The organism is Roseovarius dicentrarchi, assembly GCF_003316635.1.
Lineage (GTDB): Bacteria > Pseudomonadota > Alphaproteobacteria > Rhodobacterales > Rhodobacteraceae > Roseovarius > Roseovarius dicentrarchi.
In genome coordinates, this window is the sequence record NZ_QNQP01000006.1 from 73,247 (window position 1) to 97,956 (window position 24,710).

At 62.2% G+C, this 24,710-nt stretch carries 26 protein-coding genes; 19 read left to right on the forward strand and 7 right to left on the reverse strand.

The annotated features are described in order from the left end of the window. Nucleotides 1–33: 33 nt before the first annotated feature. Nucleotides 34–1,260, reverse strand: coding sequence for an argininosuccinate synthase (locus DQ230_RS06095; protein WP_113911691.1), 1,227 nt, complete (start codon nucleotides 1,258–1,260; stop codon nucleotides 34–36). Between the two features lie 245 nt (nucleotides 1,261–1,505). Here DQ230_RS06095 and ilvA point away from each other — a divergent pair, with 245 nt between their 5' ends. Then, complete coding sequence (gene ilvA / locus DQ230_RS06100) at nucleotides 1,506–2,744, forward strand: threonine ammonia-lyase IlvA (protein ID WP_113911692.1); 1,239 nt, start codon at nucleotides 1,506–1,508, stop codon at nucleotides 2,742–2,744. A gap of 62 nt (nucleotides 2,745–2,806) precedes the next feature. Here the strand turns inward: ilvA and DQ230_RS06105 are convergent, their stop codons facing one another. Next, nucleotides 2,807–3,130: an Hpt domain-containing protein gene (locus DQ230_RS06105; RefSeq protein WP_113911693.1), complete on the reverse strand. Its 324-nt coding sequence runs from the start codon at nucleotides 3,128–3,130 to the stop codon at nucleotides 2,807–2,809. A 204-nt stretch (nucleotides 3,131–3,334) separates the two neighbouring features. Between DQ230_RS06105 and DQ230_RS06110 the strand changes: the two genes are divergently transcribed. Beyond that, nucleotides 3,335–4,561 carry a PP2C family protein-serine/threonine phosphatase gene (locus tag DQ230_RS06110; protein ID WP_113911798.1) on the forward strand — a complete coding sequence of 409 codons (1,227 nt, stop codon included), beginning with the start codon at nucleotides 3,335–3,337 and terminating at the stop codon, nucleotides 4,559–4,561. Here DQ230_RS06110 and DQ230_RS06115 read toward each other — a convergent pair. Further along, nucleotides 4,536–4,979 carry an NUDIX domain-containing protein gene (locus DQ230_RS06115; protein WP_113911694.1) on the reverse strand — a complete coding sequence of 148 codons (444 nt, stop codon included), beginning with the start codon at nucleotides 4,977–4,979 and terminating at the stop codon, nucleotides 4,536–4,538. The genes DQ230_RS06110 and DQ230_RS06115 overlap by 26 nt on opposite strands. Before the next feature lie 82 nt (nucleotides 4,980–5,061). Between DQ230_RS06115 and hslO the strand changes: the two genes are divergently transcribed. The 5 genes from hslO (at nucleotide 5,062) to DQ230_RS06140 (ending at nucleotide 9,599) form a co-directional block, all read left to right on the forward strand. Continuing rightward, a complete protein-coding gene (gene hslO / locus DQ230_RS06120) occupies nucleotides 5,062–6,057 on the forward strand; it encodes an Hsp33 family molecular chaperone HslO (RefSeq protein WP_113911695.1) in 996 nt (331 codons plus the stop codon). Further along, entirely contained in the window at nucleotides 6,054–6,659 is a 606-nt protein-coding gene (locus DQ230_RS06125; protein WP_113911696.1) for a CoA pyrophosphatase, read from the forward strand. Before hslO ends, DQ230_RS06125 begins: the two co-directional genes overlap by 4 nt. Then, nucleotides 6,656–7,810 (forward strand): CCA tRNA nucleotidyltransferase, encoded by a 1,155-nt coding sequence (locus DQ230_RS06130; RefSeq protein ID WP_113911697.1) that lies wholly within the window; start codon nucleotides 6,656–6,658, stop codon nucleotides 7,808–7,810. Before DQ230_RS06125 ends, DQ230_RS06130 begins: the two co-directional genes overlap by 4 nt. Beyond that, nucleotides 7,807–9,021, forward strand: a complete 1,215-nt coding sequence (locus tag DQ230_RS06135) for a class I SAM-dependent RNA methyltransferase (RefSeq protein ID WP_203228011.1) — start codon at nucleotides 7,807–7,809, stop codon at nucleotides 9,019–9,021. Before DQ230_RS06130 ends, DQ230_RS06135 begins: the two co-directional genes overlap by 4 nt. Nucleotides 9,022–9,101: 80 nt before the next feature. Beyond that, nucleotides 9,102–9,599 (forward strand): L,D-transpeptidase family protein, encoded by a 498-nt coding sequence (locus tag DQ230_RS06140; protein ID WP_113911698.1) that lies wholly within the window; start codon nucleotides 9,102–9,104, stop codon nucleotides 9,597–9,599. Nucleotides 9,600–9,721: 122 nt separating this feature from the next. Here DQ230_RS06140 and dalA read toward each other — a convergent pair whose 3' ends face one another. Continuing rightward, a complete protein-coding gene (dalA, locus tag DQ230_RS06145) occupies nucleotides 9,722–10,240 on the reverse strand; it encodes a divisome-associated lipoprotein DalA (RefSeq protein ID WP_113911699.1) in 519 nt (172 codons plus the stop codon). 175 nt (nucleotides 10,241–10,415) lie between these two features. Between dalA and DQ230_RS06150 the strand changes: the two genes are divergently transcribed. Further along, nucleotides 10,416–11,009 (forward strand): L,D-transpeptidase, encoded by a 594-nt coding sequence (locus DQ230_RS06150; protein ID WP_113911700.1) that lies wholly within the window; start codon nucleotides 10,416–10,418, stop codon nucleotides 11,007–11,009. A 144-nt stretch (nucleotides 11,010–11,153) separates the two neighbouring features. Then, nucleotides 11,154–11,342 (forward strand): hypothetical protein, encoded by a 189-nt coding sequence (locus DQ230_RS06155; protein WP_113911701.1) that lies wholly within the window; start codon nucleotides 11,154–11,156, stop codon nucleotides 11,340–11,342. 72 nt (nucleotides 11,343–11,414) lie between these two features. Here the strand turns inward: DQ230_RS06155 and hemH are convergent, their stop codons facing one another. Further along, nucleotides 11,415–12,485, reverse strand: a complete 1,071-nt coding sequence (gene hemH, locus DQ230_RS06160) for a ferrochelatase (RefSeq protein WP_113911702.1) — start codon at nucleotides 12,483–12,485, stop codon at nucleotides 11,415–11,417. A 59-nt stretch (nucleotides 12,486–12,544) separates the two neighbouring features. After that, entirely contained in the window at nucleotides 12,545–13,363 is an 819-nt protein-coding gene (locus tag DQ230_RS06165; protein ID WP_113911703.1) for a methyltransferase domain-containing protein, read from the reverse strand. A 44-nt stretch (nucleotides 13,364–13,407) separates the two neighbouring features. Between DQ230_RS06165 and DQ230_RS06170 the strand changes: the two genes are divergently transcribed. Genes DQ230_RS06170 through DQ230_RS06185 form a run of 4 tightly spaced genes read left to right on the forward strand, consistent with a single transcriptional unit; the run spans nucleotide 13,408 to nucleotide 15,703 of the window. Next, nucleotides 13,408–14,136, forward strand: a complete 729-nt coding sequence (locus DQ230_RS06170) for a ComF family protein (RefSeq protein WP_113911800.1) — start codon at nucleotides 13,408–13,410, stop codon at nucleotides 14,134–14,136. A 36-nt stretch (nucleotides 14,137–14,172) separates the two neighbouring features. Further along, nucleotides 14,173–14,430, forward strand: a complete 258-nt coding sequence (gene grxC, locus DQ230_RS06175; RefSeq protein WP_113911704.1) for a glutaredoxin 3 — start codon at nucleotides 14,173–14,175, stop codon at nucleotides 14,428–14,430. Next, entirely contained in the window at nucleotides 14,427–15,257 is an 831-nt protein-coding gene (locus DQ230_RS06180; protein ID WP_113911705.1) for a carbon-nitrogen hydrolase family protein, read from the forward strand. Before grxC ends, DQ230_RS06180 begins: the two co-directional genes overlap by 4 nt. Further along, nucleotides 15,257–15,703, forward strand: a complete 447-nt coding sequence (locus DQ230_RS06185; RefSeq protein ID WP_113911706.1) for a MarR family winged helix-turn-helix transcriptional regulator — start codon at nucleotides 15,257–15,259, stop codon at nucleotides 15,701–15,703. The genes DQ230_RS06180 and DQ230_RS06185 overlap by 1 nt, the downstream gene beginning before the upstream one ends. Here the strand turns inward: DQ230_RS06185 and ubiG are convergent. Beyond that, a complete protein-coding gene (gene ubiG / locus DQ230_RS06190) occupies nucleotides 15,700–16,446 on the reverse strand; it encodes a bifunctional 2-polyprenyl-6-hydroxyphenol methylase/3-demethylubiquinol 3-O-methyltransferase UbiG (RefSeq protein WP_113911707.1) in 747 nt (248 codons plus the stop codon). The two genes, DQ230_RS06185 and ubiG, sit on opposite strands and share 4 nt — an antisense overlap. Before the next feature lie 78 nt (nucleotides 16,447–16,524). Here ubiG and pip point away from each other — a divergent pair, with 78 nt between their 5' ends. From pip to infB, 6 genes are all read left to right on the forward strand, one after another. Next, on the forward strand, nucleotides 16,525–17,496 hold the full coding sequence (pip, locus tag DQ230_RS06195) for a prolyl aminopeptidase (protein ID WP_113911708.1): 972 nt from the start codon (nucleotides 16,525–16,527) through the stop codon (nucleotides 17,494–17,496). An 89-nt stretch (nucleotides 17,497–17,585) separates the two neighbouring features. Beyond that, a complete protein-coding gene (locus tag DQ230_RS06200) occupies nucleotides 17,586–19,136 on the forward strand; it encodes a Hint domain-containing protein (protein ID WP_203228012.1) in 1,551 nt (516 codons plus the stop codon). Between the two features lie 165 nt (nucleotides 19,137–19,301). Next, nucleotides 19,302–19,892 carry a ribosome maturation factor RimP gene (rimP, locus tag DQ230_RS06205; protein ID WP_113911710.1) on the forward strand — a complete coding sequence of 197 codons (591 nt, stop codon included), beginning with the start codon at nucleotides 19,302–19,304 and terminating at the stop codon, nucleotides 19,890–19,892. Nucleotides 19,893–19,897: 5 nt separating this feature from the next. Continuing rightward, entirely contained in the window at nucleotides 19,898–21,508 is a 1,611-nt protein-coding gene (gene nusA / locus DQ230_RS06210) for a transcription termination factor NusA (protein WP_113911711.1), read from the forward strand. A gap of 22 nt (nucleotides 21,509–21,530) precedes the next feature. Continuing rightward, complete coding sequence (locus tag DQ230_RS06215) at nucleotides 21,531–22,163, forward strand: RNA-binding protein (protein WP_113911801.1); 633 nt, start codon at nucleotides 21,531–21,533, stop codon at nucleotides 22,161–22,163. Then, entirely contained in the window at nucleotides 22,160–24,646 is a 2,487-nt protein-coding gene (gene infB / locus DQ230_RS06220) for a translation initiation factor IF-2 (RefSeq protein WP_113911712.1), read from the forward strand. The genes DQ230_RS06215 and infB overlap by 4 nt, the downstream gene beginning before the upstream one ends. The last annotated feature ends 64 nt before the right edge of the window (nucleotides 24,647–24,710 follow it).

Consider the following 24,710-nt stretch of genomic DNA (forward strand, 5'->3'; position numbering starts at 1 on the left):
GGCAGAGGGTGTCTCTGCCCTTTCTGTGTCTGCTTAGCCTTTAACGCGGCGGTCACGCGCGGCAAGCAGTTTCAGGCGCAGCGCGTTCAGCTGGATAAAGCCGGCGGCGTCTTTCTGATCATAGGCGCCCGCGTCATCCTCGAACGTCACATGCGCTTCGGAATACAGCGAGTGATCGGACCAGCGGCCGACCGTGCGCGCGCTGCCCTTGTAAAGCTTGATCCGGACGTTGCCGGTGACGTGGGTCTGGCTGGCGTCGATGGCGGCTTGCAGCATCGTGCGCTCTGGCGAGAACCAGAAACCGTTATAAATCAGCTCGGCATATTGCGGCATCAGCTGATCCTTGAGGTGCATTGCGCCGCGATCCATCGTGATGCTTTCAATCGCGCGATGCGCCTCCAGCAGGATCGTGCCGCCGGGCGTCTCATAGATGCCGCGTGACTTCATGCCGACAAAACGGCCCTCAACCAGATCAAGCCGGCCGACGCCGTGTTTGCCGCCCAGCTCGTTCAGCTTGGTCAGGACGGTGGCAGGGCTTATCGGCTCGCCATTGACGCTGACCGCATCGCCGCGTTCGAACCCGATTTCGATATATTCAGGCTCGTTCGGTGCATCCTCGGGATTGACCGTGCGCTGATAGACGTAATCGGGCGCCATTTCGGCCGGATCTTCCAGCACCTTGCCTTCGGAGGAGGTGTGCAGCAGGTTTGCATCGACTGAAAACGGGGCTTCGCCGCGCTTGTCCTTGGCGATGGGAATCTGGTTTTTCTCGGCGAAATCAATCAGTTTCGTCCGGCTGGTCAGATCCCATTCGCGCCACGGCGCGATCACCTTGATATCGGGGTTCAGCGCGTAGGCGGCCAGTTCAAAGCGAACCTGATCGTTGCCCTTGCCTGTCGCGCCATGGGCGACGGCATCGGCGCCGACTTCTTCGGCAATCTCGACGAGGCGTTTGGAAATGAGCGGGCGCGCGATGGAGCTGCCCAGCAGGTAAAGGCCCTCGTAGACCGCATTGGCGCGGAACATGGGAAAGACGAAATCACGCACGAATTCTTCGCGCACATCCTCGATATAGATGTTTTTCGGGTCGATCCCGAGCATGATGGCCTTTTCGCGGGCCGGTTCCAGCTCCTCACCTTGGCCGAGATCGGCGGTGAAGGTTACCACCTCGCAGCCATATTCGGTTTGCAGCCATTTCAGAATGATCGAGGTGTCGAGGCCGCCGGAATAGGCCAGCACGACTTTCTTGGGCGCGGACATATATCATTTTCCTTTGTCAGGGTCGCGCCGGGGCTTAGCGGGTTTTGCATGGGCAGGCAAGGCGCGCGGCGACTGTAACGCTGTCGCGCATGGCGTTTGTGCGGATTGCAACCTGACATTCGCCGTCATGGTTTGGGGGACGTTTCGGCGTGTTGCCCAATATTTACGTGCGTCCAGCCAAAAACGCGTGCCGCGTTGCCTGCAATACCTTGCGTCCGCAGGGTGGTTGGGGCAGGCATATCGCCATGAGTGATTTTCAGAAAAACGCCCGCGCCGCCGAAGCCGCGATGCGCCACGTCTTTGACGCCACACCGCTTCAACGCAACGAACATCTGTCCGAGCGGTATGACGCCAACATCCTGCTTAAACGCGAGGATCTGACCCCGGTGCGTTCGTACAAGTTGCGCGGCGCGTTCAACGCCATGCGCAAGGTTCTGGCGGCGGCATCGACGGCACCGACATTCGTCTGCGCGAGCGCGGGAAATCATGCGCAGGGCGTGGCATTCATGTGCAGGCATTTCGGTGTACAAGGCGTGATCTATATGCCGATTACGACACCGCAGCAAAAAATTGGCAAAACCCGGATCTTTGGCGGCGATAATGTACGCATCGAACTGACCGGCGATTATTTTGACGTCACACTTGCCGCCGCGCAGGAATACTGCACCCGGATTGGTGCGCATTTCCTGTCGCCGTTTGACGACGAGGATGTCATCGAAGGGCAGGCATCCGTCATGGTCGAGATCGAACGCGACCTGGGCGGAATGCCGGACCACATCGTGATGCCGGTCGGCGGCGGCGGCCTTTCTGCGGGCGTTTGCAGCTATGTCGGCGATCGCGCCGAGATCACTTTGGTCGAGCCTGCCGGCGGCGCCAGCCTGCATGCTGCCCTGATGGCGGGTACGCCGGTCCGTCTGGATCACGTGAACACATTCGCGGACGGTGCCGCAGTCGCCCAGATCGGGGTGCGCACGTTTGAACGTCTGCGTCATTTCGATCCCGGACAGGCCATAAGCGTTGACGAAAATCGTCTATGCACAACGATGATCGAGATGCTCAATATCGAAGGGATCGTGCTGGAGCCCGCGGGCGCATTGGCGGTTGACGCATTGAAAGACATGAGAAACCGGATCAGGGGCAAGACGGTGGTCTGCGTCACATCTGGCGGAAACTTTGACTTTGAACGTCTTCCGGAAGTCAAGGAACGCGCTCAGAGGCATTCTGGGGTGAAGAAATATTTTATCCTCCGGATGCCGCAACGGCCGGGGGCGCTGAAGGATTTTCTGAATTTATTGGGGCCTGATGATGATATCGCGCGGTTCGAGTATCTGAAAAAATCCGCACGGAACTTTGGGTCGGTTTTGATCGGGATTGAAACGAGTAATGAGAATAACTTTGTGCGCCTTTTGGAAGCGTTCAAATCTGCCGGGTTCGATTACCGCGACATTACGGATGATGATATCCTGGCCGAGTTTTTAATTTGAAATCAAACGTTTTTAGTGGGCGCAGACATCAATGCTTGGGCTGGACCGATTCGTATCCAACCTCAGAGTACTCCTAAACCAGCCAGAAATTCAGATTTTGAGCGGTTGAAAACTTCAACTGCCGAATTGATGTCTATTTCTGACTCCTCTCCCATAGCTGCGGCCGCTTCGCCGATCTGACAAAGCTCAGAGAATCTTTTGAATCCCAAGCTTGATGCACTTCCCTTTAAAGAGTGAAATCTGGATTCCAGATCTGTCGGCGTGCAATCCGATTTCAAACTTCTGATTTCACCCTCAACCTCCTCCAGAAAAATTTCAACGACATCGGTGAAGTCCTCATCCCCGATTTCATTTCTAAGCTCGGCGACTCTGGCCCAGTCGATCATACTATCCCCATCGCGTTACAGACCAGATTGCTGCAAAAGTCCTAATACCCGGTTAAGGGCAGAAAATGAAAATCGAAATATTTTACGTCACCTTAACTATTTGGGTTCAATGCTGAACCGTGATTTCAGCAGAGAAGCAGTGTGTCCCAGGCCTTCAGTACATCAGATGATTCGATACAGCACGATACCGGTTACACTCAGGCAATTCGGCATGTCCTGATCGTTGATGACAGCCGGTTGCAACGGCGGATCCTAGGTGCGTCCCTGCGAAAGTGGGGATTCGTGATAACTGAGGCGGACTCGGCAGAGCGTGCATTGGAGATTTGCCACGAAACCCCACCGGATCTGGTTTTAAGCGACTGGATGATGCCAGGCATGTCCGGCATCGAGTTTTGCCGAGAGTTTCGGCGCATGCCGCGTGAAAATTACGGATACTTTATTCTGCTGACGTCAAAGTCAGACAAGGCAGAGATCGCCGATGGCTTGGATTCCGGCGCAGATGATTTTTTGACGAAACCCGTAAATCCCGGCGAGTTGCGCGCGCGCATATCTGCGGGCGAGCGAATTCTGCAAATGGAGCGGGAGCTGAACGCGAAAAACCGTTTGGTCAACACCACACTTGGCGAACTACGCGCGCTTTACGAGCTGCTGGATAACGATCTGATTGAAGCCAAAAAACTACAGCAGTCCTTGGTCAGTGACCGCCACCGTGATTACGGCACGGCCGAGGTGTCGATGCTGCTTCGTTCGTCGGGGCATGTGGGGGGCGATCTGGTCGGAACGTTTTCGGTGTGTGACACGCGCATCGGTCTATATGGAATCGATGTGTCGGGGCATGGAATCAGCTCTGCGTTGATGACCGCGCGGCTTGCCGGGTATCTGTCCGGGGCGGCGCCCGAGCAGAATGTCGCGCTCAGGCGGCTACCTGATGGCAGCTTCGCACCGCGTCCTCCGGGTCAGACGATCGCGGCGCTGAACGACCTTTTTCTGAGCGAACTGGATACGGAACATTATTTTACCCTTTTGCTCGCGGATGTGGATTTGCAAACGGGCAGGGTGGTCATGGCGCAGGCCGGGCACCCTTATCCGGCGGTTCAGCGCGCTGATGGTTCAGTGGAAATGGTGGGGCGAGGCGGGCTTCCCGTGGGGTTGATACCGGGCGCCGAATTTGAGGAATTCGAAGTTCATCTTGCCCCCGGAGACAGGCTGATGATCCATTCGGACGGGGTAACTGAATGCGCGGATCAGAATGGCAAACTGCTGGATGATGCGGGGCTTGCGCTGATGCTGGGTGAGCTGCGCAGCACACATGCGACGGCCTGTCTGGAATCGTTGATGTGGAAACTGGCCGATTTTGCCGGAAATGACAGCTTTAGCGATGATGTTTCGGCAATCCTGATGGAGATCAAGCCAATCCTGCCCACTGGCTGACAAACATGCGATCCCCCTCATTCCCCAGCTGCCGGGCGGCAATGTCGGCGCTGACTGTCAGGGCGCGGTGGCCAGCCTCGGTCGGGGCGCGGATGGCGCGAACGGGCCGGGCGATGTAAATCGCACACAGCTTTTCCGCCCACAGATCGTATTCCGGCATGTAGACGAACCTGCGAAACGCGCCCAGGCGACGCGGCGCCGCGATAATCCAACCGGTTTCTTCCATGACTTCGCGGTGAAGGGCGCGCAGGGGCGATTCGCCAGGGTCCACTCCACCACCGGGCAGCTGCATTTCCATCTTGGGCGCCTCTTGCAGTGTGACCAGCAGCCCCTTACGATGCGGCAGGATCGCGTAGACGCCATGACGCAACCGATACGAGATATCGGGCCGGGGCGAATTTCCCACGCGTCGGATCATATGCCTTGCTTCCCCTTGGACGGCGGGTTGCCCCTACCTATATCTTCGCGATATGCCAAGATCCGGCACATAAGGAAACCCCATGACACTCGGTAAAGCACTTGCCTGGGACGACACGGTACTGCCGTTCCAGCTGGATAATTCAGACATTCGCGGCCGCGTTGCGCGGCTGGACGGGGCGCTTGGCGGCATTCTCGGTCAGCATGACTACCCCCCCGCGGTCGAGGCGCTGGTTGCGGAGATGGCGCTGCTGACCGCGCTGATCGGCCAGACGATCAAACTGCGATGGAAACTGTCCCTGCAGGTGCAGTCCAACGGTCCCGTGCGCATGATCGCCACGGATTACTACGGCCCGCAAGAGGAGGGCGAGCCTGCGCGCATACGCGCCTATGCCAGCTATGACGCGGAGCGCGTGACAGACGCGGCCCCGTTCGAGCAGGTCGGCGAGGGGTATTTTGCGGTTATGATCGATCAGGGCGAGGGGACGACGCCCTATCAGGGCATCACCCCGCTCGCGGGTGGCAGCCTGCGCGCCTGCGCCGAAGCGTATTTCGCCCAGTCCGAGCAGATCCCGACCAGCTTCGCGCTCAGCTTTGGCCGCTCGACCGAGCAGTCGGGGCCGGAGCGTTGGCGCGCCGGCGGCGTCATGTTGCAACATATGCCAAAGGCGTCCCCCCTGATGGCCGGCGGCGGCAGTGGCGAGCAGGGCTTGCTGCAACCCGAGGACGTTGTGCCAGAGGGGGAGGCGGGCGAAAACTGGACCCGCGCGAACATGCTGCTCAGCACGGTGGATGATCTGGAACTGATCGGTCCCAGTCTTGCGCCGACGGATCTGTTGCTGCGCCTGTTTCACGAGGAAGGCCCCCGTGTTTTCGATGCGCAGGCCGTGCGGTTCGGCTGCACCTGCTCCGAAGAGCGTGTGCGCCAGAGCCTGTCGATCTATTCGTCCAAGGATATCGAGACGATGACAACCGATGATGGCCGGGTCACCGCCGATTGCCAGTTTTGCGGTGCGCATTACGATATGGACCCCGCGACACTTGGGTTCGAGGCCAAGGATTCCGGCAGCAAGAAATGAGCAGCGTCGATCCAATCGGGGCGGTGGCCGCCGCGCTGGGCTGCGCGGGCGGGCCGACGTCGGATTTTGATTTGAACCCCGAAACCGTTCTGGCCGATGGTCGGCGGCTGCGGCCCGCCGGTGTATTGGTGCCATTGATGGCCGGGCCAGGCGGTGCGCGCGTTGTGCTGACGCAGCGGTCATCGGCGCTGAAACATCATCCGGGGCAAATTGCCTTTCCCGGCGGCAAACAGGACGCGGGCGATGCGGACGTGACCGCCGCCGCCCTGCGCGAGGCGCGCGAAGAGATTGGCCTGCACCCTGAAAACGTGCAGGTTCTGGGATATCTGCCCACCCACGAGACGGTGACGGGTTTCCTTGTCACGCCGGTCGTCGGGCGCGTCATTTCCCCTTATACGCCCCACCCCGAGGAGGCGGAGGTCGCCGAAGTGTTTGACGTGCCGCTGGATCACGTCCTGCAACAGCAGCGATACCGGATCGAGTCGCGCTATTGGCGCGGCACGATGCGGCGATATTACACCGTGCCGTTCGGACCCTACTACATCTGGGGTGCGACCGCCCGGATGCTGCGCGCGCTGGCCGATGTTGCGGGGCGCCCGTGAGGATCGATGCGCCCTGGCTGACCGCCGCACCGCTTCAATCGGTCTTTGCCGCGTTTGAAAACGCAGGCTATCGGGCGTGGCTGGTCGGCGGCGCCGTGCGCAACGCGGTCTTGGGCGAGGCGGTCAGCGATCTGGATCTGGCCACCAACGCAACCCCCGATCAGATGGCCGCGCTGGCGCAGGCGGCGGGGATCAAGGCGGTGCCGACAGGCGCCGATCATGGCACGATGACGCTGGTCGCGGGCGGCGTACCGCATGAGATCACCACGTTTCGCCGGGATGTTGAAACATTCGGACGCCGCGCGACGGTGGAGTTCACGCAAGAGATGGCCGAGGATGCCCGCCGCCGCGATTTCACGATGAACGCGCTTTACGCGGATGCCGGCGGTGCAGTGATTGACCCGCTGGGCGGCTTGCCCGATGCGCTGGCGCGGCGCGTGCGATTTGTCGGCGACGCAGGCCTGCGCATTGCAGAGGATTATCTGCGCATTTTGCGCTTCTTCCGCTTTCATGCGCAGTACGGCGGGGATGGCGGCATAGATGAAGATGGCTTGGCTGCTGTCGCGGATAATCTGGATGGTCTGGACGGACTGGCGCGCGAGCGCGTTGGCGCCGAAATGCGGCGCCTGCTGTCTGCGCCGGATCCGGCACCCGCCATCGCCGCGATGGCGCAGGTGGGCGCATTGGTGCGTGTTTTGCCGGGAGCGGATCCGCGCGCCCTGTCGCCGCTGGTGTATCTGGAGAGCCAGACAGGCACGGCGCCCGATGCCATGCGCCGCCTTGCGGCGATTGGCGGGGATGAGGCGCGCGATAATCTGCGCCTGTCCAATGCCGACACTGCGCGGCTGGATTTGCTGCGGCGCGAGGTTGGCACACTGGCGGGCGCTGCCGCGCTGGGCTACAGGCATGGGGTGGATGTGGCGCGTGACATTCTGTTGCTGCGCGCGGCCATGCTGGAAGCGCCGCTCGATCCGGCCGATATGGCCGCCGCGTCTGCCGGCGCCCAAGCGGTGTTTCCGCTCAAGGCGCGCGATCTGATGCCGGACTATCAAGGGCCGGCACTGGGCGACCGGATGAAAGCGCTGGAAGCGCGATGGATCGCCTCGGATTTCGCGCTGACGCGGCAGCAACTGTTGAAAGGCACATCATGACCTATCGCATCGACCGTCTGGGGCATCAGGGTGACGGGATTGCCGTCGGCCCGGTCTTTGCGCCCATGACCCTGCCCGGCGAGGTGGTCAGTGGCATCCTGAATGGCCAGCGCCTGACGGATATTCGCATCATGGACCCCAGCGCGCGCCGCGTCGCGCCCCCGTGCCGCCATTTCAAGGCATGCGGCGGGTGCCAGTTACAGCACGCCGATGATGCCTTTGTCGCGGAGTGGAAAGAGGACGTCGTGCGCACGGCGCTTGCCGCGCATGGGCTGGAGGCACCGTTTAGGCCTATCGCAACGTCACCCGCCCGCGCCCGCCGCCGGGCGACGCTGTCGGCGCGGCGCACGAAAAAGAGCGCGATGGCTGGTCTTCACGGCCGCGCGTCCGATGTGATTGTGGAAATTCCGGACTGCCAGTTGCTCCACCCCGATTTGATGCGGGCAATCCCGGTGGCCGAGGCGCTGGCGGTGGCGACGGCCAGCCGCAAGGGCGCGCTGGATGTGGCCGCATGCCTGTCAGATGGCGGTCTGGACGTAAATGTCACCGGCGGCAGGCCGCTGGACGGACCGCTGCGGATCGTGCTGGCCGGTCTGGCAGAGGCGCATGATCTGGCCCGCCTTTCGTGGGAGGGCGAGGTGATCGCCACGCGCCGCCCACCGGTGCAGCGGTTCGGCAACGTCCGGATCGTGCCGCCGCCGGGCGCATTTTTGCAGGCCACCGCCGAAGGTGAGGCGGCGCTGCTGGCCGATGTCATGGATGCCATGTCAGGCGCCGCGCGCATCGTTGATCTGTTTGCCGGATGCGGGACATTTACGCTGCCATTGGCCGCCCGCGCGCAGGTGCATGCGGTCGAGGGCGAGGCCGCGATGACCGACGTGCTGGATGCCGGATGGCGCAAGGCAAGCGGGCTGAAGCAGGTGGTCGCCGAGCCGCGCGATCTGTTTCGCCGCCCGCTGCGCCCGGAGGAACTGAAAAGTTTTGACGCTGCGGTGATAGACCCGCCGCGCGCCGGGGCAGAGGCGCAGATTGCGCAGCTGGCAGGCGCGGCGATACCGCGCATCGCCTACGTCTCCTGCAACCCCGTCACCTTTGCGCGGGATGCCGCAGTGCTGGTCGCGGGCGGATTTACCCTGAACGGCCTGCGCGTTGTTGACCAGTTTCGCTGGTCTAGCCATGTCGAGTTGGTCGCGGACTTCACCAGAGCGTAAGGGGCGCGCCGAAAATCCCCCCTATCTAGGGGCACCCGATCTGGGGTATGGATGGAAAAAAAACAGATCGAGTAGGGCACATGAGGATTCTGAAGTTTTTCGCGATTGCGCTGGTTGTCGTCGGGTTGTCGGCATGCGGATCAAAGTTCAAGACGTATAACGGTCCGGAGGTCACGCATGTCGTGCTGAAAAAGACCGAGCGCAAGATGTATCTTTTGCATCATGACAAGGTGCTGGAGGATTACGATTTTGACCTTGGTTTCATGCCGGTGGGTCACAAGACCGAAGAGGGCGACGGGCGCACGCCCGAGGGCACTTATTTGATCGATCGCCGCAATCCGAACAGCAAATTTCATCTGTCCATCGGCATCTCATACCCCAACGTCGTCGACCGCGCCCAAGCCTATGCCCGTGGCAAAAGCCCCGGAGGCGACATTTTCATTCACGGCCAACCCAATGGGGCAAAAGGGCGCCAGGGGCGCGACTGGACCGCGGGCTGCGTGGCTGTCACCAACAAGGAAATCGAGTGGATTTACGCGATGGTCAAGGATGGGACGCCGATCACGATTTACCAGTGACGCCGCGCCCGGCTATGGCGCCGGAATGAGTATTTTTCGCCAAGATGAAGACAGCGCCGGTGCAGGAACAAACCCGCACCGGCGCTGTTCATGTCGATGAAGTAGAGCGGTGCGGCAGGCTGTCAGCCGCCCATCACCATGGTCCACCAGATTTTACCGTTGTTTTCCTGTAGCCAGGAGAAGCCCAGATCGCGCGCATTGGGCGACAGGACCACCTTGCGCGTCGCAGGCTCGTCCATCCAGGCGGCCAGGGTTTCCAGCTCGGTCTCGTAGGTTTCCGAGATGTTTTCGCCCACAAGGTTGCCGGTGTATCCCACGCGTCGGATCCGGTCGATTGGCGAAGAGCCGTCCGAGCCGAAATGCCATGGCCGGTTCTGAACCGACATATCACGCGAATGCGTCGCCGCCGCCGCGTTCAGCTGCGCGTTCAGCGTCACCGGGCTGCGGCCTGCGGCGCCGCGCAGGGCATTGACCGAATCCAGCATCCGGTACTGGATTGCCGATGTGTCGCCCGAGCGGATGTTGTACACTTTTGGCAATGGCCTGCCATCGGGACCGATTTGAGGCTGCATCGGTGCAGAAGGCGCACAGGCGCTGAGCGCGAGCAGTGCAGTGAAGAGAAGAACCAGAATTCGCGACATAGACTTAGGACCACCCGGCATGATTTGTGTATGATACCTCTACAGCGCCGTGCGTTGCGATTCAAACCCACATGGCCGCAACCTCGCTTTTATGGTATGGATTGAATTGCGACTGCGTCTTTCGCGCAATATAATTGCTGCCAGCGGAACTATCCTGCACGTCCTGGAGGCACCTATGAAGCGAGATACCCCAAAGCTGCTTAGCCGGCGCAATTTTCTGGCGACAACAGCTGCAGCCATCGGCGCGCCTGCCCTCGCGCAGAGCGTCAATACCACCCAGATGGAACAGGACGTGACCGGCGCGGTGCGGCGGAACATCTCCAGCTTTCGGTCGATGAGCTGGCAGCCTTATTTCAAGACGCTTCGAAATGGCGCGGTTCTGGTGGATATCGATTCGCGCGCCCTGCATTTCTGGAGCGCTGATGGCGGCACTTACAAGCTCTACCCCTCGTCGGTTCCATTGTCCGAGGATCTGACGCGCCGTGGCCGCACGACCGTCACCCGCAAGGTCGTCGGCCCCAGCTGGAGCCCGACGGCCAATATGCTGAAGCGCAATCCGGACTGGCCCCGGTTCGTGCCGCCCGGCCCGGACAACCCGCTGGGCACGCATGCGCTATATCTGGGGTGGAAATACTACCGCATTCACGGCACGCATGACACGCGCAAGATCGGGCGCAAATCATCGAACGGCTGTATTGGCCTGTATAATGAACATATTGCCGAGCTTTTCAGCCTGACCAAAGTCGGCACGCAAGTGTTGCTAATTTGACGAAATAATGGCGCGCCATGGCACATGTTGATGAAGTATCAATTGCAATCACGTAAATTTGCTGTTTAGAAATCGCGTACGAGGTAAATGTCTTGGGTGCTTGCCGTTGCGACACGTGGCGCAGGCTAATTTCTGGAGGATACTATGAAGAAACTCGTTCTCGCCGCCGCTCTGTCCGCTGCCGCATCCACTGCCTTTGCCGGCAACATGGAGCCGCCCGTCATGGAAGCGCCCGTGATCGTCGAAGAAACAAACGCAAGCTCGTCGTCCGCTGGCATCTGGGTGCCGCTGGTCCTGCTGGCCGTTGTCGCAGCTGTCATCGCAGCCGACTAAGCTTTAGCGATATTCGCTGATCCAGAGGCGCTGAACCCATCGGCTCAGCGCCTTTTTCCATGCGCCGATCTGTTACAGCCAGCCGTTCAGGTTCTGGCGAATGACATCAGCCAGCGCGTCGATATGGTCGGGGCTGTCGTTCAGGCAGGGAATATAGGTAAACTCCTCGCCGCCGGCCTCTTCAAAGCTTTCGCGAATCTCGTCGTTGATTTCCTCCAGCGTTTCGATGCAATCGGCGGAAAACGCGGGCGCGATTACGGCGATGCGGCGTTTGCCATCTTCCCTGGCAAGGCGCGCGACCTCTTCGACGGTGTAGGGTTTCAGCCATTCTTCGGGGCCAAAGACCGACTGGAATGTGGTGGTGATCTGGCTGTCGTCCCAGCCCAGCCGTTCCTTGAGCAGGCGCGTGGTTTTCTGGCACTGGCAATGGTAGGGATCGCCCTGCATCAGGTAGCGTTTCGGCATGCCGTGATAGGACACCACCAGAATTTCGGGGTTCGCCGCGCCGGCATAGACCGCCTCGATCGAGCGGGCCAGCGCGTCGATATAGGCGGGGTGTTCGAAATACGGCTCGATCGTGCGCGCGGCGGGCTGGCGGGTTTCCTCCATAAGCGCGCGAAAGAACTGGTCATTCGCGGTGCCGGATGTGGCGCCGGCGTAATGCGGATAGAGCGGCACGAACAGGATACGGGTGCAGCCCGCCTCGGTCATTTCGCGCACCTTGGATTTGGTCGAGGGGTTGCCGTAGCGCATGCAGAAATCAACCATCACGTCGTCGCCATATTCGGCCGTCAGCTTGCTGCGCATCGCGTCTGTCTGATCGCGCGTGATGGTCATCAGCGGGCTTTCGTTCTTTTCCTCGTTCCAGATCGATTTATAGGCCTTGCCCGAGGTGAAGGGCCGCTTGGTCAGGATCACCAGTTGCAAGAGCGGCTGCCATTTCCATGGCGAATAGTCGATTACCCGGCGGTCGGACAGAAATTCATTCAGATAGCGGCGCATCGACCAATAGTCGGTATTGTCCGGCGTGCCGAGGTTGGCCAGAAGGATGCCGGTCTTCTCGCGCGGGATCGCCGGGTGGCCTTCGGGGGCGTGCATGGGGCAGGTGGCCTGACTGGAGGCCCGATCTGAGGGATGCGTCATGGGGTCGTCCTTTATCCTGCGCCGGTCTGCACCGGGACATAAGCGAATGGGGCCGGGGGTCAATCGCCCAGCGGGGTCTCTTTGGTGTTCAGGGCGTCGGCCAGCCGGGTGGTCGCCGATCCGGGGCGCAGCGGCTGCTGCTGCGAGGCATGGGGCGCCCATCCGGTCAGAAAAATCAGATCATAGGTGGCGTTGATGCGGCCTGCGCCATCACCGAAGGCGCTGGCATAGATTTCGGCGGCGCGGTCGAATACGGCGCGCCGGGTGAAATGGCGCGGGCGGGCCTGCATTGCGTTGCCCTCGCCCATTGCGCGCAAATCGTGCATCAATGCGGCCATATCGGCGTAGCTGGCGGTCAGCGGTACGCTGTCCACCACGGGCAGGGCCAGCCCCGCGCGTTGCAGCAGCCCGCCCAGATCGCGCACCTCGCCGGTGGGGGCGATGCGGGGTGACAGGCCGCCGGTGACTTCGGATTCAGCTTGCGCCAGGCTGGCGCGTAATTGGTTGAGCGTGGTGCCGCCGGACATGACGCCCAGAAACAGACCGTCGGGTTTCAATGCGCGGCGCGCCTGAATCAGCTGGCCCACAGGGTCATCCGACCAGTGCAGCGCCATCGCGTGGATGATCAGATCATGCGCCTCCGGCTCCAGCTCAAGGGTGGCGTCGTCGGGGATGATGGTAGCGTCTGGAAACGCATCGCGCCACGGGGCGGGCCATCCGGTGATGATTGCGGGCGCGGTAAACGCTTTGTTAACCATCGAGATGCGATCCTGCATCTCGTCAATCGCGGCCTCGTGCAGGAACAGCGCCGGGCCTGCGGCAGCGGCGCGGGTGCGTTGGCGCAGCAGGGCGGCGCGGTCTGTCATCTGAACAGTCATCGAAGGAACATCTTTTGCATGGATCGGACATATAGGTGATGGCCCTGCATTTGCAATCGGCCCTGCGGCTGGTCTATCCGCCGCGCTGCACCGTTTGCGGCGATCTGGTGGACAGTGATTTCGGCCTGTGCGGGCCGTGCTGGCGCGATACGCCGTTTGTGATGGGGCAAGTGTGCAATATGTGCGGTATTTCGCTGCCTGCCGGGCCGGATGCGCCGGGCGATCTGCTGAGTTGTGACGAATGCCTGCGCGCCCCGCGACCATGGGACGCAGGGCGCGCGGCGCTGATGTATTCGGGAAACGGGCGCAAACTGGTTCTGGCGCTGAAACATGGCGACCGGCAGGATATGGTGCGCCCCGCCGCCGTCTGGATGGCGCGCGCCGCGCAGCCGCTGCTGCGGCCCGACACGTTGATCGCGCCTGTGCCGCTGCATTGGCTGCGGCTGCTGAAGCGCCGGTATAATCAGGCGGCCCTGCTGGCGCGCGCCGTGGCGGGCGAGGTCGGCCGCCCGATCTGCCCCGATCTGCTGATTCGCCCCCGCGCCACGCCGTCCTTGGGCGGTTTGGGGCGCGATGCGCGGTTTGCCACACTGGAGGGGACGGTCCGCGTGCATCCAAGGCGGCGCATGCGCATGGCGGGGCGGCATATTCTGCTGGTGGACGACGTGATGACATCGGGCGCCACCTTTGCCGCGGCAACCGAGGCGTGCCTTGCGGCGGGGGCGGCGGGCGTTGATATTCTGGTACTGGCGCGCGCGGGCAAGGACGCCTAGATTTGCGGTCATGTCCGAAGCGAGGAGAGGCCCGCCATGCAACCCGTTGAGATCTATACATCGCCGCTTTGCGGTTTTTGCCACGCTGCCAAGCGGCTTTTGTCTCAAAAAGGTGTCAATTTCAGTGAAATCGACGTCGCGCGCCAGCCCGAGCGGCGCGCCGAGATGACACAGCGCGCCAAGGGTGGGCGGACCGTGCCGCAGATTTTCATCGGCGATACCCATGTCGGCGGGTGTGATGAGCTGTTCGCGCTGGAGCGGGCGGGCAAGCTGGACGCGCTGCTGGCGGCATGAAGGCCGCGCTGGTTCAGCTGTGCAGCGGGGATGATCCTGCGGCAAACCTGCCCGTCACGGTGGCCCTGATCGAGCAGGCCGTTGCGGCTGGTGCGGAGTTTGTCCTGACGCCCGAAGTGACAAATTGCGTCTCGTCCAGCCGGGCGCGCCAGATGGAGGTCCTGCGCCCTGAGGGCGAGGATATCACGCTGGCCGCGCTGCGCGATCTGGCGGCGGCGCGGGGAATATGGCTGCTGATCGGATCGCTGGCGTTGAAGACCACAGACCCCGGCGGGCGGTTTGCCAACCGGTCGTTCCTGATTGGCTCGGATGGGAATATCCGCGCGCGTTATGATAAAATTCATATGTTCGATGTCACAATCTCGGCCAGTGAAAGCTATCGCGAATCGGCCGGCTACCGCCCCGGCGCGCAGGCGGTGCTGGCGGATATGCCATGTGGCCCGCTGGGGATGACGATCTGTTATGACGTGCGCTTTGCGCATCTGTATCGCAATCTGGGCCGTGCCGGTGCGCGCATTCTGACCGTGCCGTCGGCGTTTTCGCCGGTCACGGGCGCCGCGCATTGGGAAACGCTGTTGCGTTCCCGCGCGATTGAAACCGGCGCCTATGTGCTGGCCCCGGCGCAAACCGGCACACACGCCGCCAGCAATGGCACGCCGCGCCGGACCTATGGCCATTCGCTGGCCGTATCGCCCTGGGGCGAGGTGCTGGCGGATGGCGGCACGGATCCGGGCGTGAGCTATGTTGATCTGGATATGGCCGAAGTGGCGCAAGCGCGCCGCCGCATCCCGGCGCTGATGCATGATGCGCCATATGGCGGCCCGTGATGGACGACACGCCGACAAATGCCCTTGCCGTCGCGCTGTTCAGCGAGATCCTGACGAATGATCAGTTGATCCGCAATCAGCTGACCCGCGTGTTGCCCAAGGGGATGGAGATCTCGCATTTTTCGGTGCTGAATCATCTGGCACGGGCCGGTGCCGAACGGTCGCCCGCTGAACTGGCGAAAAGCTTTCACGTGACGCGCGGCGCCATGACCAACACATTGCACCGGCTGGAATGGGCCGGATATGTCCATATCCGCCCCGATTGGGATGACGCGCGCCGCAAGCGGGTATCGATCAGCCCCGCAGGCCGCACCGCCCGCGAGGCGGCGATTTCGTCCATCACCCCGCTGATTTCCGAAGTCGTGTCCGAACTGGGCGAGGACAAGGTGCGCAGCGCCCTGCCGGTACTGCGCAGCCTGCGCGCCCGGCTGGGCAGCGACGCCTAGCTGGGTTTGCGGCTGGCGGTGACGTAATTCACGCTCAGGTCACGATCCGAGATCGACCATTTCCAGCTGATGGGATTGAACACGAACCCCTTGCGATCGACCGGCTCCAGCCCGGCCTGCCTCAGCAGGTCGTACAGCTCGTCCGGGGTGATGAATTTGGACCAGTCATGCGTGCCCTTGGGCAGCCAGCGCATCACATGTTCGGCGCCGATGATGGCCATGACATAGCTTTTCGGATTGCGGTTGAGGGTGGAGCAGACCTGCAATCCGCCGGGTTTCAACAGCTGGCGGCAGGCGGTCAGATAGGCCAGCGGATCGCTGACATGCTCGACCACTTCCATATTCAGGATGACATCAAACTGCTCGCCCGCCTCGGCCAGTGCCTCGGCCGTGGTGTGGCGATAGTCGATGTCCAGCCCCGACTGCCGGGCATGCAGGCGCGCGACGGGGATGTTGCGCTCGGCGGCATCGGCGCCGACCACATCGGCGCCCAGCCGCGCCATCGGTTCGGACAGCAGGCCGCCGCCGCAGCCGATATCCAGCAGGCGCAGCCCGGCGAAAGGCGCGTCCTGGCTCAGATCCCGGTCAAACTCGGCCGCGATCTGCCGGGTGATATAATCCAGCCTGCACGGGTTCATCAGGTGCAGCGGTTTGAACTTGCCGGCGGGATCCCACCATTCTTCGGCCATGGCCTGAAACTTGGCAACTTCGCCTTCGTCTATGGTGGATGCCGCCCTTTGCATTTCGCTCTCCCGTGTGATCAGTTGCGCCTTGGGCGCGTTGCCTTGTATCCTGCGCCTGCGGCATAACATAGGGCAGGCATGGATAAAATCTTGGGTCATAAGAGCGCAATCCAGTATCTGTACCCGCCGGTCGAGCCGTTTGACAGGCGGATGCTGGACGTGGGCGATGGCCACCGTGTTTATGTCGAACAGTCGGGAAACCCCGAGGGGCCTGCGGTCATCGTCTTTCACGGCGGGCCGGGGGGCGGATGCAGCCCGGCGATGCGGCGCTATTTTGACCCCGCCACATACCGGATCATCCTGTTCGACCAGCGCGGCTGCGGACGATCCACGCCGCACGCCTCGGTCGAGGCGAATACGACGTGGCATCTGGTCGATGACATCGAGTTGATCCGGCGCACGCTGGAGATTGAGCGATGGATCGTCTTCGGCGGCAGCTGGGGCGCCACGCTGGCGCTGATTTATGGCATCACCCACCCGGACCGCTGCGCGCATCTGGTGCTGCGCGGCGTGTTCACGATGACCCAGGCCGAGCTTGACTGGTTCTACGGCGGCGGCGCCGGGCGCTTCTGGCCCGAAACCTGGAACCGTTTTGCCGATCTGATCCCCCAGGACGAGCGCGGCGATATGATCGGCGCCTATCACAAACGTCTGTTTTCCGGCAATCTGCACACCGAAATCCTGCACGCCAAGGCGTGGAGCGGGTGGGAAAATGCGCTTGCCACGGTGCAGTCCAACGGCGCCGGCGGGGACAGCCCCGCTGATTACGCCCGCGCCTTTGCCCGGCTGGAGAATCACTACTTCACCCATGCCGGTTTTCTGGAACATGACGGATGGATCCTGTCCAACATGAGCAAGCTGGCGCAGGTGCCCGGCACGATCGTGCAGGGCCGCTTTGACATGATTTGCCCCCCCGGCACGGCTTATGAGCTGTCGAATGCGTGGCCGGGATGCCGTCTGCACATGATCCCGCTGGCCGGCCACGCCCTGTCCGAGCCCGGCATCAGCGCCGAGCTGGTGCGCGTCATGGATCGCCTGCGCAAGGGGTAAGCAGGCGGGGACATTAGGTAAAATTTTCCGCTTATCTATTTGTCAATATTTTGCGGTGCATGACTGTCTTCGGGAAACTGGAGACGAAAATGGTAGATAGCGACGGAACCGGCAGCGGCGACCCTGATAAGGCATCCTTTGATAACGGCGACGGTCCGCGCGAGGGAGAATTACCCCCTGCAAAAGGCGAAAGGCTGGTCGGGACGGACGAGCGAAACAAGCTGATTGGCGGAGACGGTGACGACACGATCAGCGGCCGGGGCGGGAGTGATTATATTCTGGGCCGCGATGGCAATGATCGCCTTTACGGCGATGACGGCAACGATCACATGAAAGGCGATGCCGGCCGCGACTACATGGAGGGCGGCGCCGGGAATGACCACATGGAGGGTGGCACCGAATCCGACACGATGCATGGTGGCACGGGTGCCGATACCATGGACGGCGGCACCGGCGATGACACGATTTATGGCGGTGACGACAACGACAGGATTTCGGGCGGCGCCGGGAATGACCGCCTTGACGGCGGCAGCGGCGACGACACCGTTGGCGGCGATGAGGGTAATGACGTGGTCCGCGGCGGCGACGGCGCTGACAAGGTGTGGGGCGGCGCTGGACATGATCAGCTGGATGGCGGTGCCGGCGATGATACGCTGGGCGGCGACGTTGGCGACGATACGCTGGATGGCGGCGCCGGCAATGATGAGCTGTGGGGCGACGAGGGCGCCGATCAGCTGACCGGCGGCGCCGGCAACGATACGATGTCAGGCGGCGCCGGCGGCGATACCTTTATCATTCGCGACGGTAACGGCCATGACATTGTTACCGATTTCGACGTCGAGCTGGATATTCTTGCCTTTGACATGACGGAAATCAGCCGCTTTCCGGATGCACAGGCCCGTATGGCGCAGGATGGGCCTGACACCGTATTCACATTTGACAACGGCGATACCGTTCGGCTGCAAAACGTCTCAAGGGACCAGTTGCGCCCGTCAAATGTGCAGTCCGTCGATGGACCGATCTGTCTGTGCGCGGGCACCATGGTCGAAACGCCGGATGGCCGCGTTGCAGTGGAACGGCTTCGCACCGGCGATCTGGTCGTGACCCAAGACGGGCCGCCCATGGCCGTGCGCCTGATCCTGCGCGAAACGCACCTGTTCAACTGCCGCGAGGATCGTGGGCGACCCATACTGATCGCACAGGGCGCATTGGGTGATAACCTTCCCCGACAGGATTTGCGCCTGTCGCCGCAGCACCGCGTGCTGATGGCAGACCGCGATGGTGACGCCGAATATCTTGTCCCGGCGGTCAAGCTGATCGGCCTGCGGGGTGTCCGCCGTATGCGCGGTGTCGCGACGGCGGAGTATTACAACATCCTGCTGGACAGCCATGCCATACTGGGCACCGCCGGGCTGGGCATCGAATCCCTTCTGGTCACCACGCGCAGCCTGCTGCGGCTGCCACCGGACATCCAGCGCCGATGGCTGGACCGGCCACGGATGCGGGCGGCACGGCAGATCCGCCGCGATCCCGCCGGGTTGTGCGGCGCCAGGTTTGCGCCGTTACACAGCCGGGCCGGAACCGCCGCCAGCCAATTACAGCCGCCGGGCGACCAGCCCGGACAGGTGCCCCGGCAGTAGGCACCCCGAATCCGCCTTGCGCTTTGGTTGCGGGAGGTGTAGACAGACCGGAATAGCGGCGCGCTTCGGGTCCAAACCGAAGCGTACCACCGGGTAATCGAACGGGCCGCGCGCCCGTTTTTTTGTGCTTGCCGACACATTCTGAGAAAGACTGATCTGACCGCCATGAATAACGACCTTATCGCCAAAGCCGCCATTGATCGCCGCATGGCCGGAATCATCACTCCCGTGATCGAGGATCTGGGGTTTGAGTTGGTGCGCGTGCGGCTGATGGGCGGCAAATATCACACGCTGCAAATCATGGTCGAACGCCCCGAGGGCGGCATCGAGGTGGATGACTGCGCGCGCGTCAGCACCGCCGTCAGCGCCACGCTGGATGTCGAGGATCCGCTGGCCGAGCCCTACACGCTTGAGGTGTCCAGCCCCGGTATCGACCGCCCGCTGACCCGGCTCAAGGATTTCGAGGCGTTCGAGGGCTATGAGGCCAAGATCGAGACGAACGACCTGATCGACGGGCGCAAACGGTTCAAGGGAATGCTGGCCGGCGTTGAAGGCACCGAAGTGCTGATCAACGTCGAGGAAGGCACCATCGGCCTTGAATTTGACTGGCTGGCCGACGCCAAGCTGGTGCTGACCGACGATCTGATCAAGGAAATGCTGCGCCAGCGCAAAGCCGCGGGCGCGCTGAACGGTGGCGACATCGACGAAACAAATTTTGACGAAATCCAGACTGACACCGGTTCTGAGGAGGACTGAAACCCATGGCAATCACATCCGCAAACCAGCTTGAGCTGTTGCAAACAGCCGAGGCCGTGGCCCGCGAAAAGATGATCGACCCCGGTCTGGTGGTCGAGGCGATGGAAGAATCGCTCAGCCGCGCGGCGAAATCGCGCTATGGTGCCGAAATGGACATCCGCGTGTCCATCGACCGCAAGACAGGCCGCGCCACGTTCACCCGCGTGCGCACCGTGGTCGCCGATGACGAGGTCGAAAACTATCAGGCCGAATTCACCGTCAAGGAAGCCAAGCAATACATGGCCGATCCGCAAATCGGCGACGAATTCGCCGAAGAGGTGCCGCCGGTCGAGATGGGCCGAATCGCCGCACAATCGGCCAAGCAGGTGATCCTGCAAAAGGTCCGCGAAGCCGAGCGTGACCGCCAGTTCGAGGAATTCAAGGACCGCGCCGGCACCATCATCAACGGTCTGGTCAAGCGCGAGGAATACGGCAACGTCATCGTCGACGTGGGCCGCGGCGAAGCCATCCTGCGCCGGAACGAGAAAATCGGCCGCGAGGCCTATCGCCCCGGCGACCGCATCCGCTGCTATATCAAGGACGTGCGCCGCGAGCAGCGCGGCCCGCAGATTTTCCTGAGCCGCACCGCGCCGGAATTCATGGCCGAGCTGTTCAAGATGGAAGTGCCGGAAATCTATGACGGCATCATCGAGATCAAGGCCGTGGCCCGCGACCCCGGCAGCCGCGCCAAGATCGCTGTGATCAGCTATGACGGCTCGATCGACCCGGTCGGCGCCTGCGTGGGTATGCGCGGCAGCCGCGTTCAGGCCGTGGTGAACGAGCTTCAGGGCGAGAAGATCGACATCATCCCGTGGAATGACGATCAGCCGACGTTCCTGGTGAACGCGCTGCAACCGGCCGAAGTGACCAAGGTGGTTCTGGACGAGGAAGCCGGCAAGATCGACGTCGTCGTGCCCGAGGAACAGCTGAGCCTGGCCATTGGCCGCCGCGGCCAGAACGTGCGCCTTGCCAGCCAGCTGACCGGTCTGGACATCGACATCATGACCGAGGCCGAAGACAGCCAGCGCCGCCAGAAGGAATTCGAGGAGCGCACCGCGCTGTTCATGGAGAACCTCGATCTGGACGAATTCTTTGCCCAGCTTCTGGTATCCGAAGGCTTCACCAATCTTGAAGAGGTCGCGTATGTCGATCTGGACGAGCTGATGGTGATCGACGGCATCGACGAGGATACCGCGCAGGAGCTTCAGGCCCGCGCCCGCGACATCATCGAAGCCAAGGCCAAGGCCGCGCTGGACAAGGCGCGCGAGTTGGGTGTCGAGGACAGCCTGGTTGAATTCGAGGGACTGACACCCCAGATGGTACTTGCGTTGGCCGAGGATGGTGTAAAAACCCTGGAGGATTTCGCAACCTGCGCCGATTGGGAATTGGCCGGCGGCTGGACCGTTCAGGACGGCGAGCGCGTCAAGGACGAAGGCCTGCTCGAGGCATTCGAGGTGTCGCTGGAAGAAGCGCAGGACATGGTCATGACGGCGCGCGTCATGCTGGGTTGGGTCGATCCCACCGAACTGGCCGACGACGCCGATGAAGACGGCCTTGAGGAGGAGTCCGAAGCCTGATCGCAGGCTTCGGATGTATCAGATGGGCCGCGGTGGGCATCCCAAAGACCATGAAAATGGTCCCGAGCGTAAATGCATCGCCACGGGTGAGGTGCAGCCGAAATTCGGGTTGATCCGGTTCGTCATCGGGCCGGAGGGGCAGATCGCCCCCGACCTGATGGAAAAACTGCCGGGCCGTGGTATTTGGGTCGCGGCCGACCGCGCGGCGCTGGACAAGGCGGCGACAAAGGGCCTGTTTTCCCGCGCCGCCAGGCAGCCCGTTCAGGTGCCCGATGGGCTGACCGACTGGGTCGAATCCCTTCTGGCGCAGCGGGTGGTCAACCTGATCAGCCTTGCCCGCAAGGGCGGACGGGCCATTTCGGGCTATGAAAAGGTAAAGGCCAGTCTGGACAAGGAAGAGGCCGAAGTTTTGATACAGGCCAGCGACGGGTCAGAGCGGGGCAAGTCCAAGCTCAGCACACCGCATTACGGCAATTTCATCGGCTGGCTGACCGCCGATGAGCTGGGACAGGCCTTCGGGCGACAAACCACGATCCATGCAGCACTGTCTGCTGGCGGTTTGACGCAACGTGTTGTAGAGGAAGCGGCAAGGCTCAAGGGCCTGCGCGTTTCGGACGATGGCAGCGGCCATCGGAAAGGGAAGAAGACCAAATGAGCGACAACGACGGAAAGAAGACATTGGGTGTTCGTGGCGGTCCGCGTGCGGGCAACGTGAAGCAAAGCTTCAGCCATGGCCGGACCAAGAACGTCGTGGTGGAAACCAAGCGCAAGCGCGTTGTTGTGCCCAAGCCGGGTGCAGGCAACATGGCGGGCGCTGGCAAACCCGCGCCCATTGGTGACCCCTCCAAACGCCCCGCAGGCATCTCCGACGCGGAGATGGAGCGCCGGATGAAGGCGCTTCAGGCCGCCAAGGCCCGCGAAGGCGAGGATGCCGCGCGCCGTGCTGCCGAAGAAAAGGAACGCGAGGAAGAGCGCCAGCGCCGCCGCGAAGAGGCCGAGGCCAAGGAGCGTGAAGAGCAGGAGCGTATCGAGGCGCTGAAAGCCAAGGCCGAAGAGGACGAGCGGCAGCGCCGCGCTGCCGAGGACGCAGCCAAGCAGGCCGCCGCCCCGTCCGAGCCGGATGCCGCACGCGTCGCGCCGCGCGGTGGCCCCGCGCCCACATCGACCCCGCGCAAGCAGGACCGCGAGAACGAGACCAAGCGCCCCGCCAAGGGCAAGGGCATGGGCGAGGACAGCCGCCGCTCGGGCAAGCTGACGCTGAATCAGGCGCTTTCGGGTGGCGAAGGCGGCCGCCAGAAATCCATGGCCGCAATGAAGCGCAAGCAGGAACGCAATCGCCAGAAGGCGATGGGCGGCCAGCAAGAGCGCGAAAAGATTATCCGCGACGTTCAGCTGCCCGAAACCATCGCCGTGGCCGAACTGGCCAACCGCATGGCCGAGCGTGTGGCCGACGTGGTCAAGGCGCTGATGAACAACGGCATGATGGTCACGCAAAATCAGGCGATCGACGCCGACACTGCCGAACTGATCATCGAGGAATTCGGCCACCGGGTCGTGCGCGTCTCTGACGCCGACGTGGAGGACGTTATCGCCAAGGTCGAAGACAAGCCCGAGGACATGAAGCCGCGTCCGCCGGTCATCACCATCATGGGCCATGTCGACCACGGCAAGACGTCCCTGCTGGACGCCATCCGCGATGCCAAGGTTCAGACCGGCGAAGCGGGCGGAATCACGCAACATATCGGTGCCTACCAGGTCAAAACCGCGGGTGGTTCTGTGCTGTCCTTCCTTGATACGCCCGGTCACGCCGCGTTCACGTCGATGCGCTCGCGCGGTGCCGAAGTGACTGATATCGTCGTGCTGGTGGTTGCCGCCGACGATGCCGTCATGCCGCAGACCATCGAGGCGATCAACCACGCCAAGGCGGCCAAGGTGCCGATGATCGTGGCGATCAACAAGATCGACAAGCCTGCCGCGAACCCGCAAAAAGTGCGGACAGATCTGCTTCAGCACGAAATCGTGGTCGAGGCGATGTCGGGCGATGTGCAGGACGTCGAAGTCAGCGCCAAAACCGGCGCCGGGCTGGATAACCTGCTGGAGGCGATCGCGCTTCAGGCCGAGATCCTTGAACTCAAGGCAAACCCGAACCGCGCCGCCGAAGGCGCCGTGATCGAGGCGCAGCTTGATGTGGGCCGCGGTCCCGTCGCGACGGTTCTGGTCCAGAAGGGCACATTGCGCCAAGGCGATATCTTTGTCGTGGGCGAACAGTACGGCAAGGTGCGCGCGCTGATCAATGACAAGGGCGAGCGCGTCAAAGAGGCCGGCCCCTCGGTCCCGGTCGAGGTTCTGGGCATCAACGGCGCACCTGCGGCGGGCGATGTTCTGAACGTCGTCGATACCGAAGCGCAGGCGCGCGAGATTGCGCAGTACCGCTCGAACGCGGCCAAGGAAAAGCGTGCGGCAGCCGGCGCGGCCGTGACGCTGGACCAGCTGATGGCGCAGGCCAAGGAAGACAAGAATATCGCCGAAATGGCCATTCTTGTGAAGGCAGACGTCCAGGGCTCGGCCGAGGCAATCACGCAGGCGATGGAGAAGATCGGCAACGAAGAGGTGCGCGTTCGCGTCATCCATTCGGGCGTCGGTGCCATCACCGAAAGCGATATCAGCCTTGCCGAAGCGTCGGGCGCGCCTGTTCTGGGCTTCAACGTCCGGGCCAATGCACCTGCACGCCAAAGCGCGAACCAGAAGGGTGTGGAGATCCGGTATTATTCGGTGATCTACGATCTGGTTGACGACGTGAAAGCGGCCGCATCGGGCCTGCTCAGCAACGAGATCCGCGAGAAGTTCATCGGATACGCCAAGATCAAGGAAGTCTTCAAGGTCACTGGCGTCGGCAACGTGGCGGGCTGTATCGTCACCGAAGGCATCGCGCGCCGCTCTGCCGGTGTGCGCCTGCTCCGCGACGATGTTGTGATCCACGAGGGCACGCTGAAAACGCTCAAGCGTTACAAGGACGAGGTCAAGGAAGTCCAGTCCGGTCAGGAATGCGGCATGGCGTTCGAACGCTATGAGGATATCCGCGCCGATGACGTGATCGAAATCTTTGAGCGCGAAGAAATCGTTCGCACGCTGGACTGATCTTCGGACGCGATAGACTATTGAGAAGGGCGCCTGTAGCGGGCGCCCTTTCTCTATTCAATGC